Origin of the sequence: Haloarchaeobius baliensis (genome assembly GCF_052060055.1) — an archaeon.
GTDB lineage: Archaea > Halobacteriota > Halobacteria > Halobacteriales > Natrialbaceae > Haloarchaeobius > Haloarchaeobius baliensis.
Genome location: NZ_JBPPFR010000002.1, coordinates 405,186 through 421,960 on the forward strand (window position 1 = coordinate 405,186; position 16,775 = coordinate 421,960).

Sequence of the window (16,775 nt, forward strand, 5' to 3'; positions counted from 1 at the left end):
GTCAGTGGCCGACGACGAGCCCGTACAGTACCGCGAGGATGAGCAGGAGCCAGAGCAGCAGCACGACGGAGCGCTTGTCGACCCGGAGCGACGGCACGAGTAGCGCGACGGTCGCGCGACCGCCCCGCGGTTCGTCCTCGTCGGCCGTCGACGGCTCTGATGGGTGGGGCGGTGCGTTCATCGCCGCCCTCCGACCGTCAGTGGTCGGGCCGCGGGTGCGACGTAGCGACCGCCGTCGGTCCCGTCGTTACCGCCGCTGCCACCACAGCCCGCGAGCCCGCCCCCGGACGACGTGTTGCCGGCACTGTCGGTCTCTGTGTTGCCGGCGGCGTTACCCGCTCCTCCCGACCCGCACTGCTGGTCCGCACTGCTGCCATCGCTGGTCGACTGGCTGTTCGCCGCGGCGTCGACAACGGTCACGTCGTCGGCGAACTCGGCCGCACTCGAGACGTTCCCGTCCGCGGTGGCCCTGTCGGTGAACGTCGCGACGGTCCCGAAGCCGGCGAGGTACGCGGCGGAGACGAGCAGCGCGCTGCAGCACAGCGCGAAGAGGGCGCGTCGGTCCATTCAGTCCACCTCCTCCGGACCGCCGGTGGTGTCGTCGAACACGTCGGTCTCCGTGGGCTCGGTCCCGGTCGCCGGTTCGTCGAAGAACCCGCCGTCGCCCGACGCGCCGTCGCCCTGGTCGGCGTCCGGTGCGGGGCCGCTGGTCGCCGTCGTCCCGCCACCGGTCGGTGCCGTCCCGTCTTCGAACGTTGCGCTGAGGCCGGCCGCCCGACCACCGTCGTCGTCGGCGAATCCGAAGCTGCCGTCGGTATCCGGGAGCTCCCAGTCCGTGTCGGTCTCCCCGCCGTCGTCGAAGGTGAACCCACCGTCAGCATCTCCGCCGGGAGTCCCGTCGTCGTCCGACGAGTCGGGCGGTCCAGCTGGCTCGTCCGTGCCCTCGCGTCGAGCAGTGAGCCAGAGCCCGGCCACCCCGACGAAGGAGAATCCCGCGGCGAAGGCGGCCGTGAACGTCACCGGATTCCGGAGCTGGAGGGCGACGTACACCGTGTACGGGGCCACCAGCAGGAGGATGCCGGTCGCGAGCGTGAGGTCCGTCGCCGTCAGGGTGATCTCACCCTCGTCGGCCGTTCCCGCTTCGGCGGCGGTCGCCGAGCCGGTGGCCGGGGCGTCCGTCGCGTCGACAGCGGTCGCGCCCGTCGCGACGGTCCCCCCACCGGTGCCGCCCTCGGTGTCCCCGTCGCCACCCTGGTCGCGGACGACGGTCCAGACCTCCGAGAGTCCGAGGAGCCCGAGCGGCAGGAGCACGAGCAGGACGAAGCCGACCGGTCGCTGGGCGAACTGGATGACGTGACCGATGTACGGGATGGTGACCGTGACCTCGCCGATGACGTTGCCCGCGGGCACCGGCTGGGCGTCCACGTCCTCGTTCGCGTCCCCTTTCGTCGTGAACACCGTGGTTTCACCACGCTCCTCGACACCGACGACGCGGTGGGTCACCGGCTTCCCGCTCTCGCCCCTGACGAACGTGATGACGTCGCCTTCGGCGATGGCGTCGGTCGAGCGTTCGTCGACGACGACCACGTCGCCCGGGGCGATCTCGGGCTCCATGCTGCCCGAGAGCACGACGAAGCTGTGGTCCGCGCCGACGGCGCCGGGGAAGGAGTAGACGACGAACGGCACGACGACCACGATGAGCACGAGCAGGCCGACGACGTGCAGCGCGCGTCTCGCGTCCACCATCAGTCGCTCACCTCACAGAGGCTCTCGCCGGCCGCGTTCAGCGCCGATTCGACCGTCAGCCTGTACGTCGGGTTGTCGATGTCGTCTACGAGTTCCATCCCGACGGCGAACACCTGCGAACAGCTGGTGTGCAGCACCGACGGGTCGGACTGCGCAGGCACCGAGAGGTCGGTGCTCGCGTCGCCGTCGGCCACGCTCACGACGAAGTCCGGCCGCCCGGAGCTGCCGAGGGACACCGTGAACGAGTCGCCGTCCTCGACGCCGGTCACCTGTGCGTCGTCCCCGGACGAACCGCCCGACGACTGCTGGCCGAACACGACGTCGACGTCGTCGGGGCCCGTGTAGCCGAACGTCGCCTGCGTGATCCGTTCGCCCTCGCCGTCCGCAGACGGGCAGGCGGAACAGTCGTCGCCGGGACCGTCACCGTCCTCCCCGTCGTCGCAGACCGAGACGACGAGGTTGCTGATCGCGGGGAGCCCGCCGGGTGCAGTGTCCCCGTCCTGGGCGACGGTGCAGACCTCGCCCCGAGTCCGGGTCGACGGCGGGGCCACGTCGTACGTCGCCGTCAGCGGGCCACCCTTGACCGCGACCGAGCAGATCGCCGGCGCGTTCGACTCTGCGAGACCGTCCCCGCTCTCGCCGGCGAGCAGCCGGAACGAGACGCAGACCGTCTCCTCCTCGGCGTCGTCGGCCTTGTTCGTCGCCGTGAGGACCTCCAGCGCGTACGTCGTCCCGTCGTCGAACGGTGCGTACAGCTCGTCGAACTCGTAGACACCCGGCATGAGCAGGTCGCCCTCGACCTCCAGCTTGCCGAGGTCCACGCAGTCTGGACAGTCCAGTTCCGGACAGTCGGCGGGCGGGAACGGCGACGCGACGCCGTCCTCGGGGACGTGCCGGCACTGCTCCGCAACGACCTCGAACGTCAGGTCGGTCGAGAGGGCCGCGGCCCACGTCGCGTCGTCCGGCAGCCGGTACTCGAAATCGAGACAGAGCGTGCCGTCGAGACACGCCTCGGCGTCGCGGTGGTCCAGCCGGAGCCCGCCCCGCAGCGCGGTCCGGAACTCGTTCAGGCTGACCCAGGAGCCGTCCGCGGGGTAGGCCGCGGTGCCCGCCGCGGGCCCCTCGCAGTCGCCGTCGTGGAAGAGCCGGAGCTCGACCGCGTCACCGAGCGGGTCCACCGGCGCCGGGCAGTTCGTCCGGAGCCACACCCGCATCGGGTTCGCGTCGGCGCTCACGGTGAACGTCTCGACGCCCCGGTCGCCGGGCCCGAGGTCGGCGAAGTCGAACGACACCGACCCGTCGCTCGCGGTCGTGCAGCCATCGCAGTCGAGTGTCACGCCGACCGCACCGGCCGCCAGCGACCCGGTGAACGTCTCGCCGTCCTCGAAGAGCGCCCACGTCCCGAGCCCCGAGGCGCCGCCCAGCGCGCCGACGCCGCCGACGCTCCCGAGGAGCTGCCGTCGACTCAGCGAGGCGCGCTCGCGGCTCACGATGTCTCACCTCCCGCGAGGTGTCCTGTCCCACCCGGTCGGCCGTCGTCGTCGTCGGATTTGCCTGGATTCACAGGTCTCCCCCCCATGCCCGCCCGGCCCCCACCGGACGGCTGCGTTCGTGGGCCAACGTACCCGAAGCAGGGGGATATGAATGAGCGACGTACCGGGCAGCAACGACAGCATACCGTCACGGTATCCGGTTCCTGCACGACGGTAATCGGTTGTTTTGGGGACGATAACTAGTCGCAAAACGGTGGCTCTCGCCGCGAGAAAGACGACTACGCGGTCGAGCCGCTCTCGAACGGCTCGAAGTCGACGTTCTCGGTGACGGCGCTCTCGGTCACGGTGTCGAGGTCGACGGACCCGCCGCCGCTGACTGGGACAGTCCCTGAGTCGGAGTTGTTCTGGATGACCAGCGGGCCCCCGGACGCACCCCAGTAGTTCCCCTCGGCGGTCACGGTCGGATTCGCGCCGTCGGCGTTGTTGAGCCCGATGGCCGACAGCAGGTCGTTGCCCTGGATGGTGATGCCGCCGACCTCGACACCGGGCTCCAGCTTGATGGCCTCGCCGAAGAAACCGTCCTCGCTGACGACGTCCTCGACGACGTTGCCGACGAACCGCATGCCCGTTATCGAGGTCGAGTCGACGCTGAGCCCCTGCGCGAAGGTGGTGAAACTCCCCGGACCGAGGCTGTTGTCGGCGGTCAGGCCGGAGACGACGTTGTCCGCGATCTCCATGCTCTCGACGGTATGCTGGACGACGATGCCGAGCGGTGCGGTCGTGCTCTGGAGGTTCTGGACGACGTTGCGCTCGATCCGGGTGTCGGTGACGGTGCCCGGGCTGCCGGCCGCGTCGAACAGGATGCCGTTGAGCGTCGCGAAGCTCCCGTCGTCGGTCTGGTACAGGTCCTCGATGGTGTTCCCGACGATGCTGACGTTCCGGTGGTCGCCGTTGCCGACGACGATGCCGGTCACGCCGAGACTCCCCGTCGGGCCGACGTCGCGGATCAGGTTGTTGCAGACCGTCGCGTCGTCGACATTCTCCTCGACCTTCACGCCGAGCAGCCCGCTGGGGTTCGTCACCTCGAAGCCGTCGACGGTCACGCCGTCGGCTGCGATGCTGATCGTCGCCGACGTCGAGCCACCACCCGGCCCCTCGACCACCGGCATCGCGCCCCGTGCCGACGCCAGGGTGAGGTCTTCCGTCGTGATGGTGACCTGCTCGCTGAACGTCCCGGCCGCGACGCCGACCACGTCCCCCGCGCTCGCGGCGTCGACACCATCCTGGATGGACGTGTAGTCGAAGCCGTCGCCGGGTCCGACCGTGATGTCGACGAACGGGTTCGCCGGGTCGCCGTTGTGTCTGGACTGGACCGCCGCGAACGTGAAGCCGAACGCGACGGCGTCGGTCTGTATCTCGTTGCCGACGTGCTCGGGCACGGTCCACTCGACGCAGAGGCACGGCCCGTTCTGGGTGTCGGCGTCGGGCGAGCCGGGGTACGGGTCGGCGGTCGCCCCCGTCCCGTCGCCGTCGAGCAGGACCCCGCTCTCCAGGTCCTTCGCCAGGTCCGCGAGGCTGTAGCCGTCCGGGTTGTCGAACTCGCGAACGACGGTGCCGATGTCGACGACCCCGTCCGCGATGCCCACGTCCTCGCAGTAGGCGAGGTCGACCTCGATGGCGTCGCTCAGCTCGCCGGCGCTCATCCCGTCGTTCTCCCCGCCGATGCTCCCGCCACCGGACGGGTCGACCGACGCCTCCGGCTCGGACTGGCCGTTCTCGTAGTCGACGACGCCGTCGCCCCCGACCCAGAGCCAGCCGTCGTTGTCGACGAGCTTCGGGCAGAACACCAGCGTTCCGCTGTCGCCCGGTTTGAGGTCCTCGACCGCGTACGTGTACGTCGCTTCGCCGTCGCCGTTCACCTCGCCCTGGTCGCTCGCGACGCCGTACGAGCCCTGCTCGCGGTCGGTGTAGTAGTCGACCACGAGGTCGAGCTGGCCGGCGACGAGTTCGTTGCCGACGAACGACTCGGTGTCGCTGAAGTACGCGCTCGTTCCCAGCCCTGCCCCGGCGGACGCGGCTCCGGCCGCGCCGACGCCGAGCAGCAGCTTCCGTCGTGAGAATGCAATCGGGTTCTCTGACATGGTATCCCCCTCCGGGGAGGACCCACCGACGGAGTCGAACCGTCGCCGTCTGCCCGCGATCGGACGGGTGCCGACGTGGGTCGTGCCGCGCCGGCCTACAAGGGCTCGGTCGTCCCGTCGTCGCCGTCGCTGTCACTGCCGTCACTCGGTCCCGAACCGTCGTTGTGGCGGCATTGCTCGGTGTAGAAGCCGATGTCGAAGCTCACCGAGTCGCCCTGGATCTCGTTGCCGACGTCCGCGGGGATCCACCACTCGAAGCCGACGTAGGCGGTCGTCGAGTTCGGGAAGCAGTCGCGGGACGGGGTACCCGAACCCTCGCCTTCGCCATCACCGTCGTCACCGTCGTCACCGTCGACCGGACAGCAGACGTCGACGTTGCTGATCTCGTGGTCGCCCGGCGTCGTGACGACCGCGCCGTCGAGGACGACGGGCTCGCTGAACACGTACACCTGCTCGCCGTCCGGTCCGCCCTTCACGCTGACCACCAGCACCGGGCCGCTCGAGGAGAGCGTTATCGTCCCGGTCGACTCGTCCAGCGCGTCGACCGTGATGGTGGTACAGCCGCTGTAGCTGGTCCCCGGCACGATGGGCGCCGTCTCGGGGTTGAGTATCTCGGTCCCGACGACATCGAGACCGAACGCCGCCGCGTAGTCCGCACACTGGTAGTTGCTCGCGGCGTCGCCGAACCGGTCGTCGTCGCCCGTGACGACGACCTCGTCGACGTGGTCGTCACCGGCGGCCACCGACCCCGACACGGACGGGACCGACGCGTCGGTGGCGACGGCGACCCCGTCCCCGTCGGTCGAGACCGGCGTGGCGTCGAGCGGGAACATCCCGGATTCGAGCATCGAGAGGACGTTCCGGAGCGAGCCGGTCAGCGGCAGGAGCACCTCGCCGGGCCCGAAGACGTTGTCCCCCTCGCCGTCGTCCTCGTCCTCGACGTCGGCCCCGTACTCGCTGTCTGCCCCCGTGTCGTACCAGACCGCCGCGCGCACCGCGTCGAGGAGCTCGACCGTCTCCCCGTCGGGGCCGTCTTCGTTCTCCGAGTCGAGCTCGGGCTCCGTGTAGCCGTTCTCGCTCGCCTCGTCGAGTCCGCCTGTCAGCCAGACGTAGCCCGGGTTGTCACAGAGGTGGAAGCCGAACGTGACCTCGCCGAAGTCGCCCGGCTTCACGTCCGAGATCGAGACGAGCGGGTCCCCCGGTGCGGTCGTCTGTGCGTTCGGCGGGTCTCCAATCGTGACGCCCTCCTCGAGGTTTCCACCCGTCCGGTACCGATGGCTCAGGACGCCGTCCAGGTCCGCCGGGAGGTCACAGATAGCGTCGTCCGGGTCGAGTGTCGCCTGGTGGCCGTCGTAGTCGCCGGCTCCCGGGTCGTCGTTGTCCAGCACGTCCGGGAACGCCTCGATGGCCGTGTTCTTCATGAACTGGTCCGGGTCGCTCACGTAGACCATCCGTTCGCTCGACGGGGCCGTCGACGGGAACCCCGTCAGCCCGTCTCCGGGCGACATCGACACCGTGTCGATGCCCTCGGCTTCGTCCTCGGACCAGTCGGAGTAGTGCTCCGTCCAGTTCACCTTCAGGTCGAGCGCGCCGGCGACGAGCTCGTTACCCGCGAACGACTCGGTGTCGCTGAAGTACGCACTCGTCCCCAGTCCCGCGCCGACCGACGCGGCGCCTGCGGCGCCGACGCCAGCGAGTATCTTCCGCCGTGAGAGTTCGAATCTGCGTGCCATCTCCATACCCCCCCTTTCGGGGAGGACCCACCGACGGAGTCGAACCGTCGCCGACGCTCGGGCACCCGCGTGGGTCGGTCCCGCCGGCCTACTCGGGTATCCCCATCGAGCCGGAGCCGTCGTTGTGGCGGCACTGCTCTGTGTAGAAGCCGAGGTCGAAGCTCACCGAGTCGGTCTGGGCCTCGTTGCCGACGTCGCGCGGGAGCCACCACGCGAAGCCGATGTAGTACGTCAGCCCGGGCTGGAAGCACTCTCGGTCCGGGCTGTCCGGCGAGCCGGAGAACTCGTCGAAGCTGGTCGCGAGGTTGCCGTCGAGCGGGACGGGCGACGACTCGAGCGCCGCGAGGTCCTCCTTGAGCGTGCCGCGGTGGAACACCTCGCCGCAGATCTGGCCGACGGTCATGTCGCCGAAGTCGTAGTCGTAGGGCTCGCCGTCGCGCTCCATCGTGAACTCGTCGACGATGGAACCGTCGGTCTTGTCGATGACGATGACCTCGTCGTCGGGGTCGGTCGCCGAGCCGACGAGGTCGCCGGTGCCCGCGTCGCGCACGGCGAGTCCGGTCAGCTGCATCCCGGTCTCGCCGACCTCGGTCGCCGTCCCGTCGAGCGTGCTGAGCGTGTAGAGGGTGCCGCTGCCCTCGCCGTTGCTGTAGAGGTACAGCGTCCCGTCCGCCGTGAACGCGATGTCCGCGCCCTGCACGTCGATGCCTGTGTCGCCGACGAGCGTCGCGGTCGGCGCGCTGTCGAGGTCCTCGACGACGTACAGCGAGTCCGTGTCGTTGCTCGCCATGTACAGCGTCCCGCCGGGCGAGAACGAGACGAGGACGACGCCCCCGGGGTGGTTCGCGATGGTCCCGAGGCTGGTGAACGAGTCGTCCTCGATGTCGTACGCGCCGAGCGTGCCGGAGTCGCGGTCGACGATGTAGATGGTGTCACCGTTCGACGCCGCCGCGATGTGGCCGGCGCTGATGCCGTCGACCTCGACCGCCGTGACGTCGGTGAGCGTGGCGACGCCGTCGGAGAGCTCGACCTCGAAGATGTACGGCCGGTCGTCGGGGTCGGGCGTCTGGCCGTCGCCGGCGGTCCCGCTCCCGACGTTCTCGATGAGGTACAGCGTCTCCTCGCAGTTGGTCTGGACGACGTTGTCGCCGAGGGCGTCGTACCACCAGACGGTCTGGATGTTCTCGGCGAGGTCCGGGCTGTCGTCGTCGTCGACCGCCATCTCGGGCTCGGTCATCCCGTTCTCGGACTCCGAGACGTTGCTCGCCTGGAGCCAGACGTAGCCCGGGTTGTTGCAGAGGTGGAAGCTCAACGTCAGCTCGCCGAAGTCGCCTGGCTTCACGTCGTCGAGGCTGACGAGCGGTCTGTACGTCTCGGCCTCCTCGTCCCAGGTGTCGGCGTTGTCCGTCCGGAGCGCGCCCTCCGCCCTCGGGTCGAGGTGGATCGGGAGGTCCGCCCCGTCGTCGCAGGGGACGTACTCGAAGTCGTTCTCGGCCGACCCCTGCTGGCCGTCGTCGTCCGGGTCCGGGAACGCCTCGATGGACGTCGCGGCCATGTACGCCGGGATGTCGTCCTCGTGGATCCAGACGTGCGGGTTCTCCGGATCGGGGAAGCCGACGTAGCCGTCGTCGCCTTCGGGGCTCTCGTACAGGATGTCGTGGTCCAGCACCTCGGTCGGGTCCGGGAAGCCGTACGTCTGCGGGTAGGCGTAGTGCTCCTCCCAGTCGACCTTCAGGTCGAGCTCGCCGGCAGCCAGGGTGTTGCCGCCGAAGGACTCCCTGTCGCTGAAGTACGCGCTCGTGCCGACGCCGGCCCCGACGCTGGCGATCCCCGTCGCGCCGATGCCGGCCAGTATCTTCCGCCGTGATAGTGTGATGTCGTCTCTCGTCATCGTAACCCCCCTCCGGGGAGGACCCACCGGCGGAGTCGAACCGCCGCCGCGCGTGCGGACACCGGTGTGGGTCGACCGCCTCGTCCGTCGACCGCTCAGGCGGTCATCCCGTCGTCGCCGTCACTCGGTCCGCTGCCGTCGTTGTGGCGGCACTGCTCGGTGTAGAACGCGAGGTCGAAGCTGACCTCGTCGCCCTGGATCTCGTTGCCCACGTCGGACGGGAGCTCCCACGCGAAGCCGATGCAGTGGCCGACCTCGGGCGCGAAGCAGTCGCGCTCGTCGGTCAGTCGGTCGCCGTCGAGCGCCATGCCGTTCCCGTCCGAGAGCATCGCGAGCATCTCGGCGAGGCTCCCCTCGAAGAAGGCGACCTCCGAGGTCAGCAGCATCGCCAGCTCCGCGAACGTCTCCGTGAGGTCGAGCGGCATCTCGACGTCCCGGAAGTACGCCGGGTCGTTGCCGGCCGACTCCGCCGCCCCCGCCATCTCGGTGAGGACCGCGTCGTTGGCGTCCCCCCCGACCCCGATGGTGTAGAGGTCGGTCGCCGGTGCGGGCGACGCCGCACGCGCCTCGTCGGCCGCGTCGGTCGGCGAGATGAACGGGTTGCCGTCGCCACCGGAGAACGAGTTCCCGTCCGAGAGGACGAGGTTGATCGCCGACGTGTTCATCCGGCCGTTGTCGGCGAGCTCGTCCTGCGCGAGCCCGACACCTTCACCGATGTACGTCCCGGTCGCGATGTCGACGGTCGCGTACGGGTCGGTGGTGCCCGCGCCGACGATGTCCGCGAGCGTCTGGCGCAGGCCGTCGAGCGCCCCACCGGACGCGATGAGCGACGACAGGTCGTCCGTCAGCCCGGACGCCAGCTCGAGGTGCGGCGTGTTGTCCGAGGAGCCGTTGAAGAACACCACGCCGACCGTGACGTCTGCGCCCGTATCGATGAGCTCCTGGACGAGGCTCTTCGCGCCCACCTCGACGAGGTCGATCTTCGTCGTCTCGTCGTAGCTGAGGATGGGGTCGTTGTTGACGACGCCGCCGAACTGGTTGTACAGCATCGAGCCGGAGACGTCGATGGTGAGCATGATATCCGCCCGGTTCAGTCGGTTGTCGCAGTCCTCGTCGTACCACAGCCGGGCGTCGATGTTCTCCGCGAGGTTCGCGTCGTTCTCCGCGTCCCCCTCGGCGACCTGCTCTGGCTCCGGGTTCTCGCCGCCGTCCTCCTCGACGTTGGCGGCCTGCATCCAGAGGTAGCCCGGATTGTCACAGAGGTGGAGGCTGAACGTGACCTCCCCCTCGTCGCCGGGCTTGACGTCGTCCAACGAGATCAGGCTGTCCTGGTCGCCGAAGCTGTCGGCGTACGACTCGTCGAAGTTGTCGCAGGTGAGCACGTCGACGATGTTCCGGCTCTCGTCGCTGTACCGGTAGGTCTCCCCGTCGAGCTGGATGGACTGTTCGCCGTCGCCGTCGTGGTCCGGGTGCGCGTTGACGAACGCCCAGCTCTCGGACGCCCCGTAGTACGACTGCTGCCAGTCGACCTTGAGGTTCAGTTCGCCCGCCGTGAGCGTGTTTCCGGTGAACGATTCGGTGTCGCTGAAGTACGCGCTGGTCCCCACGCCTGCGCCGACGCTGGCGACGCCCGCCGCGCCGATGCCGGCGAGGATGTTCCGCCGCGATAGTTCGAATTCCCTGGTCATGGTTGTCTCCCCCCCTCGGGGAGGACCCACCGGCGGAGTCGAACCGCCGTGCTCCGAGTGGGCCGGTGTCGTCAGCTGTCGAACTGGCTGTCCGCGTAGTCGTCCCAGTGCACCTGGAACACCGGGTCGCCGCTGCCGTCCGCGACCGCGCCAGTCACCGGGTCGGTCGCGCCGCCAGTGTAGATCGACGACGGTGCCGGGCCGTCGGGCGCCCCCCACCAGTTCCGGGTCACGTCGATGTCGCTCGAGCTGATCGCGAGCGCTCCCGTGTCGTTGCCGACGATGTTGCACCGCCGGGCCGTGAGGTTCGACGCCGCCAGCGCGCCGATGCCGTTGTTGTTGTCGCGGAGCTCGTTGCGGTCGACGAGCACGTCCTCGGTCTGGAACACGATGAGGCCGGCCGACTGGCTGCTCGGGGTGTAGTAGTTGTCCGTGATGGTGTTCCCGACGACGGCGGCCTGTGCGACGCCGCTGGCCTGGACGCCGTTCTGCCCGATCTCGTCGGTCGGCCCGATGCCGGTCACCGTCGAGTACGTCACGCAGAGGTCGAGCCCCGCACCCTCGCCGACGACGCCACCCTTCTGATAGTCGTGGATGTCACAGCCGTCGACCGTCACCGTCCGCTCGGCGCCGTCGTCGGTGTACGCGAAGACGCCGAGTCCGTGCTGGACGCCGTTGAGCGGGTCCTCGCTGACGTTCGTCACCTCGACGTTGCCCAGGTGGGCGCCGGCGTTGTACGCGCCCACGCCGACGAACTCGTGGTTCCCGCCGCCCTGCCGGTCGCCGTCGACGGTCAGATTCCACAGCTCCGCGCCGCCAGCCTCCAGCGAGACGACCGGATGGGTGTCGTCGCCGTCGCGGACGAACCGGGACGACAGGCTCGACGGCGACCTGACGACGGTCGCGCCCGGCCCCGCGCCCGTGATGGTGACCGGCTTGTCGAGCACGACCTGCTCCACGTACGTCCCGGCCGCGAGCTGGACGACGTCGCCCGGAGCGGCCGCGTCGACCGCCGCCTGGATGGAGTCGCCGGCGGGGACGACCGCGTCGACCATCGGGTTCCCGTCGCCGTCGTTGTGGCGGCACTGCTCGCCGTAGAACGTGACCGCGAACCCCATCTCGTCGGTCTGGACCCGGTTCCCCACCGACTCGGGGAGCGCCCACTCCATGACGATGTCGTCGCCCTCGTCGAGCTGGTAGCAGTTCCGGGGGCCGGTGTCCGCGTCCGCGTCGAGACTCATCCCGAACTGCACGTCCTCCAGCACCGACTTCAGCGAGCCAGTGCACAGTTCCGGGCCACCGTCGTAGGCCATCGTCGCGTCCATCGCGCGCCCGAGCTCGCCCTTCCCGGTCCCGATGTCGCCGGCGGTGAGGTCGGCCCGGGCCTCCGGCTCCGGCTGTCCGTTCTCCGCGTTCGCGGTCATCCCACCACCGAGCCACAGGTAGCCCGGGTTGTCGACCACGCTGAACGAGAAGGTGCACAGGCCCGTATCGCCGGGCTTCACGTCGCTCAGGTCGACGAGGACGGCGGGCTCGCCGTCGAGTGTGCCGGACTCCATCTCCACCGCCCCCGGCCCGTCGTACTCCATCTCCCAGTCGACCGCGAGGTCCAGCTGTCCCGCCGTCACCACGTTCCCCTCGAACGACTCGGTGTCGCTGAAGTACGCGCTCGTGCCCAGTCCTGCGCCGACGCTGGCGGCCCCCGCGCCACCGACGCCCGCGAGCAGCTTCCGTCGTGAGAGTTCGAATCGTCCTGTCATCTCTCTGTCCCCCCTCAGGGAAGGCCCACCGGCGGAGTCGAACCGCCGTCACGCACGTCGTCGCGCGTGGCACCCGCGTGGGTGGTGCCCAGCACTGCGCTGGGTGATCAGGCGTCGACGCGGAAGCCGAGCCGCTCGCCGGTCGGTGCGTCGCCGGTCCAGCTGAACGTCACCTCGCCGGTGATAGAGTCGCCGTCGCGGATGCCGCCGCCGGCGATGAACAGGTACGCCCTGTCGCCGTCGGCCGCGCTCACGCTCGTGGCACCGCTGGGACTCGCGCCGTTGACCTGGACGTTCTCGACCGAGACGGACGTGTCCACGTTCGATGTCTTGACCGTGATCGCGACGTCGTCGTCCGTGGGTTCCGGGCCACTCACGCTCAGCGAGTCGTCGCCGAGTTCGATGCTGGCGGTCCCGCCGTTGTACGACACCTCGAAGTCCTGTGCGACGCCGTTCTCGTAGTCCGCACCGGCGTCGCCGAGGTCGTTGTCGCTCGCGTCGCGGATGTCCAGCTCCGCGAGCCCGGCGTCGCCGGTGCCGTCGTCGTTGTCGGCGATGATGCCTCGGGCGTTCCAGGTCGGCTCCAGGTCGGTCCGTTCCTTGGAGAAGCCGGGCCCGGTCTCGCCCTCGAGGCAGGGGTTCTCCGAACCGTCGTTGTGCCGGGACTGGATCGCGTAGAAGCTGAGGTCGAACTCGATGCCGTCGGTCTGGATCTCGTTCCCGACCTCGGTCGGGACATCCCACTCGATGCAGATGCAGGGGTTGTCGACCTCGTCGTCGCCGCTGCCGTCGAAGGGTGCCTGCCCCCCGGGCATCGCCGTGCTGTCGCCGGTGCCGTCGAGGGGGATTCCCCCGTGCAGCTGGTCGAGGAGCTCGCGGAGGCTCCCGGAGAAGATCTCCTCGCCCGTGCTCACGAGCCCGCCCTCGTCGTCGACCTCGCAGTAGCTCATCGTGGCCTGGATGGCCTCCTCGAGCTCACCTTCGCCGTTGTCGTCCACGGGCTCGGGCTCGGTGTAGCCGTTCTCGTTCGACGCGGTCAGCTCCCCACAGGCCCACAGGTACGCCGGGTTGGTGTCGATGGTGAAACAGAAGTACGAGTGGCCGGAGTCCCCGGGCTTGATGTCGTCGAGGTCCTGGCTCATCGTGGAGCCGTCGCCGTCGAGCGTCGGGACGTCGGCCGAGCTGCCGTTGACCGTGTCGGTGAAGCTGTTGATGGTGTAGCTGCCCGCGCTGCCCTGGTCCTCGTGGACGACGTAGTCGACCTTGAGGTCCAGCGACCCCGCTGTCATCATGTTGTCGGTGAACGATTCCGTGTCGCTGAAGTACGCGCTCGTGCCCAGTCCTGCGCCCGCCGACGCGACACCGATAGCACCGAGGCCACCGAGCAAGCGCCGCCGAGACAGTCCGAGTGTGTTCTTGTCTGACATCGTGTATCCCCCCGAACCCCCCGCCGGTTGCGGGGGCGTTCGGTTGTCGAACAGGTCTCGGGATAGCCCCGTAGTTATCCGTCGCCACGTCATGCTTGAACGCCGGAATTGAGGGTCGAGTTCAGAATCGAACGACACGATACCGGACCGAAAAGAGAGGTTATGCGGTGCCTGCCCTCCTAGCTGGGGGCGTTGTAGTTGCCCTGTTCGTAGAGGGTGCCGGCGTCGGGGTCGGTGATCTGGATGTCGACCGTACGGGTCGTCCCATCCGTCGCCGGGTTGGTCGTCGTGTACGACAGGATGTAGGCGGGGTCCGTGATCGAGTTCACGATGTCGGTGAGGATGCTACCGAAGTCCGCACCGTCGATGTCCATCCACGTTCCGTCGTTGACGTTGTCCGCGATTGTCTCCTTGCTCACCGGGCCCGTTTCCGCTGCGGGCGGGCTCACGGCGTAGTACGAGAAGTTCCCGTCGTCAAGGAACCCCTCGACATCTGCCTGCGAGAACCGGGTGGTGCCCGGGTCGCTGCTGTGGCCGCCCTCGCCCCAGGCGTTCGCGTCCGTGATGTCGATGACGACACGCTGTGCACCGGACCGGAACGCCGAGAGCGACGCCCCGGAACCGTCCTGCCCGGCGGCGTTCCCGGTGCCGACCGCAAGGGCGTCGAGGTTGTCCTCCTCGATGAGGCCGCCTCCGCTGGCGACGAGGCTGTTCACGGCGGTGTTGAACGTCGAGGCGTCGGTGAAGTCCTGGTCGAGCTCGGCCTCGTCCTTGAACGAGACGAGCGCGTACCGGGCGTCGATGCCGGCGCTCTCGATGTCGTTGGTGAGCGAGGTGACCTCCGACTGCAACGTCGCGATCTCGTCGTCCATGCTGAACGTGTCGTCGAACACGACCACGATGTCGACGATGCCACCGGACTCGAACTCGACGTCGAGGCTCTGGGCACAGCCGTCCTCGCAGATGGCGAAGTTCGACGCCGTGAGGTCCCCGTTGTTCCCGTCGGGTGTATCCACCCGCACGCGTGCGTCGATGTCCGGGAAGCCAGTGTTCGGGTCGGGCCCGACCGAGAGCAGGTTCGACTCGTCGTCACCGGGCGTGCCCGGTTCGAACGAGCACTCGGTGCACTCGGGGCCGTCGTCGGCCTCACAGGGCCGCGTCGTCCCGTCGTTGTGCCGGCACTGGTAGGCGTGCCAGGTGAGGTCGAACTCGACGGAGTCGGTCTGGACCTCGTTGCCCACCTCGGTCGGGAGCTCCCACTCGATGCAGAAGCAGGGGTTGGCGTCCGATTCGGCGTCGGCCGTCCCCGCGTAGCAGGCCTGCTCGCCGGGCGCGAAGAAGCCACCGTCGCTGTCGGGCTGTTCTCCGTTCCCGTCCAGCGGGAGGCCGTCGGCGCTCTCCGCGAGGAACTCGGCGAGCGTGCCGGTCCAGACCTCGGTCGAGCTCTCGACGTCCGCCGGCTCGAAGCCGTCCATGCCGTCCTCGTCCTCGTCGTCCGGGACGTCGTCGTCGAGCTCGCAGTAGCTGACGACCAGCTCGATGGAGTCGGCGAGTTCGCCCGCGTCGTCGGAGTCGTCGACCGCCATCTCGGGTTCTGTCATGCCGTTCTCGTCGTCCGCGACGAGGTCGCCACACAGCCAGAGGTACGCCGGGTTGTCGACGCTCCGCGGGCAGAACGCCAGCAGCCCGTTGTCGCCGGGTTTCACGTCGGTGAGCTCCGCACTGACCGACGCGCCGTCGGCGGTGCCGCCGACGCTCCCCGACCCGGCCATCCCCTGGTCCCACCAGGAGTAGTAGTCGACCAGCAGGTCCAGCTGGCCCGCCGTGAGGACGTTGTTCTCGAACGATTCAGTGTCGCTGAAGTACGCGCTCGTGCCGAGTCCGGCCCCGACCGACGCGGCCCCGATGGCTCCGATGCCACCGAGGATGCGCCGCCGGGACAGACCCGTGAAGTCGTCGTCTGTCATGTTTCTCCCCCGAACGCCCCCCTGAGACGGGTCGCTCGGTCGGTCGACCGTCTCTCCCCAACACCCGTAGTTATCCGTCGCCACGTCACCGTTCAACGGCTGAATTTGGGGTGCTCGATGGGCCAAATGTCTGGTTACGCCCCGTTCGCGGCTGCAACGACGTGCCCGCTCGTCTGGGTGCACCCCCTCGACGCCGCTGCTCCGCTCCCCGGCCACCTTGACCACGCAGGGCGTAATCGGTCACAAGTCGCGACAGGCGCTGGACGGCCGATGCTAGGACCCGCATACCGGTCCCGTACGCACATCATGATGACGGTGGTCTCTCCCGTGGGTCAAGACAGCAGACCCTGGGGAGGGGGAGATATGTTCAGGACGGACACACTATCAGAGGGGACGATATACGAGGTACTGGCGAACCGAAGGCGACGGGAGACGATCCGACGGCTCACCGTCGAGTCGTCGGGCGAGCCGACGACGCTGCACGAGCTCTCACAGGAGATCGCGGCCAGCGAGACGGGGGAGTCGCCGCCGCCGCGCGCCGCCCGCGAGAGCGTCTACAACTCGTTGCACCAGACGCACCTGCCGAAGCTGGAGGAGCTCGGCGTCGTGGACTACGACCGCGATGCGCGCGAGGTCCACCCGAGCGAGCACGCACGCGACGTCGACCAGTACATGGAGGTCGTCACGAGCCACGGCGTCACCTGGAGCGAGGTGTACCGGAGCCTCGGCGTCGCCTCGCTCACGCTGGTGCTCTGGTCGCTCGTCGACCTCCCGGTCGTCTCCGCGGTCGACCCCGTGCTGTGGACGAGCCTGTCGCTCGCGTGCTTCGCGCTGCTGGTCTCGTACCAGCTCTGGTCGAACCGCTGGTACATCCGACAGAGCCTGCGGAGCTGAGCCGACAGGCCGCGCCCGAGCACGCCGGGGCCGCG

Annotated in this window: 12 protein-coding genes; 1 reads left to right on the top strand and 11 read right to left on the bottom strand. The window is 69.1% G+C overall.

Annotated elements, in window-relative coordinates; translation table 11 throughout:
- Position 1: 1 nt before the first annotated feature.
- From ACSG06_RS12910 to ACSG06_RS12960, 11 genes are all read right to left on the bottom strand, one after another.
- Positions 2-181, bottom strand: coding sequence for a hypothetical protein (locus ACSG06_RS12910; protein WP_440990691.1), 180 nt, complete (start codon positions 179-181; stop codon positions 2-4).
- Positions 178-567: a hypothetical protein gene (locus tag ACSG06_RS12915; RefSeq protein ID WP_440990692.1), complete on the bottom strand. Its 390-nt coding sequence runs from the start codon at positions 565-567 to the stop codon at positions 178-180. The genes ACSG06_RS12910 and ACSG06_RS12915 overlap by 4 nt, the downstream gene beginning before the upstream one ends.
- On the bottom strand, positions 568-1,746 hold the full coding sequence (locus ACSG06_RS12920; RefSeq protein WP_440990693.1) for a signal peptidase I: 1,179 nt from the start codon (positions 1,744-1,746) through the stop codon (positions 568-570). It lies immediately after the preceding gene.
- Positions 1,746-3,236: a hypothetical protein gene (locus ACSG06_RS12925; protein ID WP_440990694.1), complete on the bottom strand. Its 1,491-nt coding sequence runs from the start codon at positions 3,234-3,236 to the stop codon at positions 1,746-1,748. The genes ACSG06_RS12920 and ACSG06_RS12925 overlap by 1 nt, the downstream gene beginning before the upstream one ends.
- A gap of 281 nt (positions 3,237-3,517) precedes the next feature.
- Complete coding sequence (locus tag ACSG06_RS12930; protein ID WP_440990695.1) at positions 3,518-5,380, bottom strand: SipW-dependent-type signal peptide-containing protein; 1,863 nt, start codon at positions 5,378-5,380, stop codon at positions 3,518-3,520.
- Positions 5,381-5,475: 95 nt separating this feature from the next.
- Positions 5,476-7,113, bottom strand: a complete 1,638-nt coding sequence (locus ACSG06_RS12935; protein ID WP_440990696.1) for a SipW-dependent-type signal peptide-containing protein — start codon at positions 7,111-7,113, stop codon at positions 5,476-5,478.
- A gap of 88 nt (positions 7,114-7,201) precedes the next feature.
- Complete coding sequence (locus tag ACSG06_RS12940) at positions 7,202-9,004, bottom strand: YncE family protein (protein ID WP_440990697.1); 1,803 nt, start codon at positions 9,002-9,004, stop codon at positions 7,202-7,204.
- A gap of 95 nt (positions 9,005-9,099) precedes the next feature.
- Positions 9,100-10,692: a SipW-dependent-type signal peptide and vWA domain-containing protein gene (locus tag ACSG06_RS12945; protein ID WP_440990698.1), complete on the bottom strand. Its 1,593-nt coding sequence runs from the start codon at positions 10,690-10,692 to the stop codon at positions 9,100-9,102.
- Positions 10,693-10,763: 71 nt separating this feature from the next.
- Complete coding sequence (locus ACSG06_RS12950) at positions 10,764-12,452, bottom strand: right-handed parallel beta-helix repeat-containing protein (protein ID WP_440990699.1); 1,689 nt, start codon at positions 12,450-12,452, stop codon at positions 10,764-10,766.
- Between the two features lie 107 nt (positions 12,453-12,559).
- The gene (locus ACSG06_RS12955) at positions 12,560-13,879 is read right to left on the bottom strand and encodes a choice-of-anchor W domain-containing protein (RefSeq protein ID WP_440990700.1); all 1,320 of its coding nucleotides are present in this window, start codon (positions 13,877-13,879) and stop codon (positions 12,560-12,562) included.
- 179 nt (positions 13,880-14,058) lie between these two features.
- Entirely contained in the window at positions 14,059-15,846 is a 1,788-nt protein-coding gene (locus ACSG06_RS12960; protein WP_440990701.1) for a SipW-dependent-type signal peptide-containing protein, read from the bottom strand.
- Positions 15,847-16,209: 363 nt separating this feature from the next.
- Between ACSG06_RS12960 and ACSG06_RS12965 the strand changes: the two genes are divergently transcribed.
- Entirely contained in the window at positions 16,210-16,740 is a 531-nt protein-coding gene (locus ACSG06_RS12965) for a DUF7344 domain-containing protein (protein WP_440990702.1), read from the top strand.
- Positions 16,741-16,775 lie beyond the last annotated feature (35 nt).

Excerpts from the sequence above, each read along its gene's own strand:
- ACSG06_RS12910 (WP_440990691.1), bottom strand. The coding sequence starts at position 181 with ATGAACGCACCGCCCCACCCATCAGAGCCGTCGACGGCCGACGAGGAC.
- ACSG06_RS12915 (WP_440990692.1), bottom strand. The coding sequence starts at position 567 with ATGGACCGACGCGCCCTCTTCGCGCTGTGCTGCAGCGCGCTGCTCGTC.
- ACSG06_RS12920 (WP_440990693.1), bottom strand. The coding sequence starts at position 1,746 with ATGGTGGACGCGAGACGCGCGCTGCACGTCGTCGGCCTGCTCGTGCTC.
- ACSG06_RS12930 (WP_440990695.1), bottom strand. The coding sequence starts at position 5,380 with ATGTCAGAGAACCCGATTGCATTCTCACGACGGAAGCTGCTGCTCGGC.
- ACSG06_RS12935 (WP_440990696.1), bottom strand. The coding sequence starts at position 7,113 with ATGGCACGCAGATTCGAACTCTCACGGCGGAAGATACTCGCTGGCGTC.
- ACSG06_RS12940 (WP_440990697.1), bottom strand. The coding sequence starts at position 9,004 with ATGACGAGAGACGACATCACACTATCACGGCGGAAGATACTGGCCGGC.
- ACSG06_RS12945 (WP_440990698.1), bottom strand. The coding sequence starts at position 10,692 with ATGACCAGGGAATTCGAACTATCGCGGCGGAACATCCTCGCCGGCATC.
- ACSG06_RS12950 (WP_440990699.1), bottom strand. The coding sequence starts at position 12,452 with ATGACAGGACGATTCGAACTCTCACGACGGAAGCTGCTCGCGGGCGTC.
- ACSG06_RS12955 (WP_440990700.1), bottom strand. The coding sequence starts at position 13,879 with ATGTCAGACAAGAACACACTCGGACTGTCTCGGCGGCGCTTGCTCGGT.
- ACSG06_RS12960 (WP_440990701.1), bottom strand. The coding sequence starts at position 15,846 with ATGACAGACGACGACTTCACGGGTCTGTCCCGGCGGCGCATCCTCGGT.
- ACSG06_RS12965 (WP_440990702.1), top strand. The coding sequence starts at position 16,210 with ATGTTCAGGACGGACACACTATCAGAGGGGACGATATACGAGGTACTG.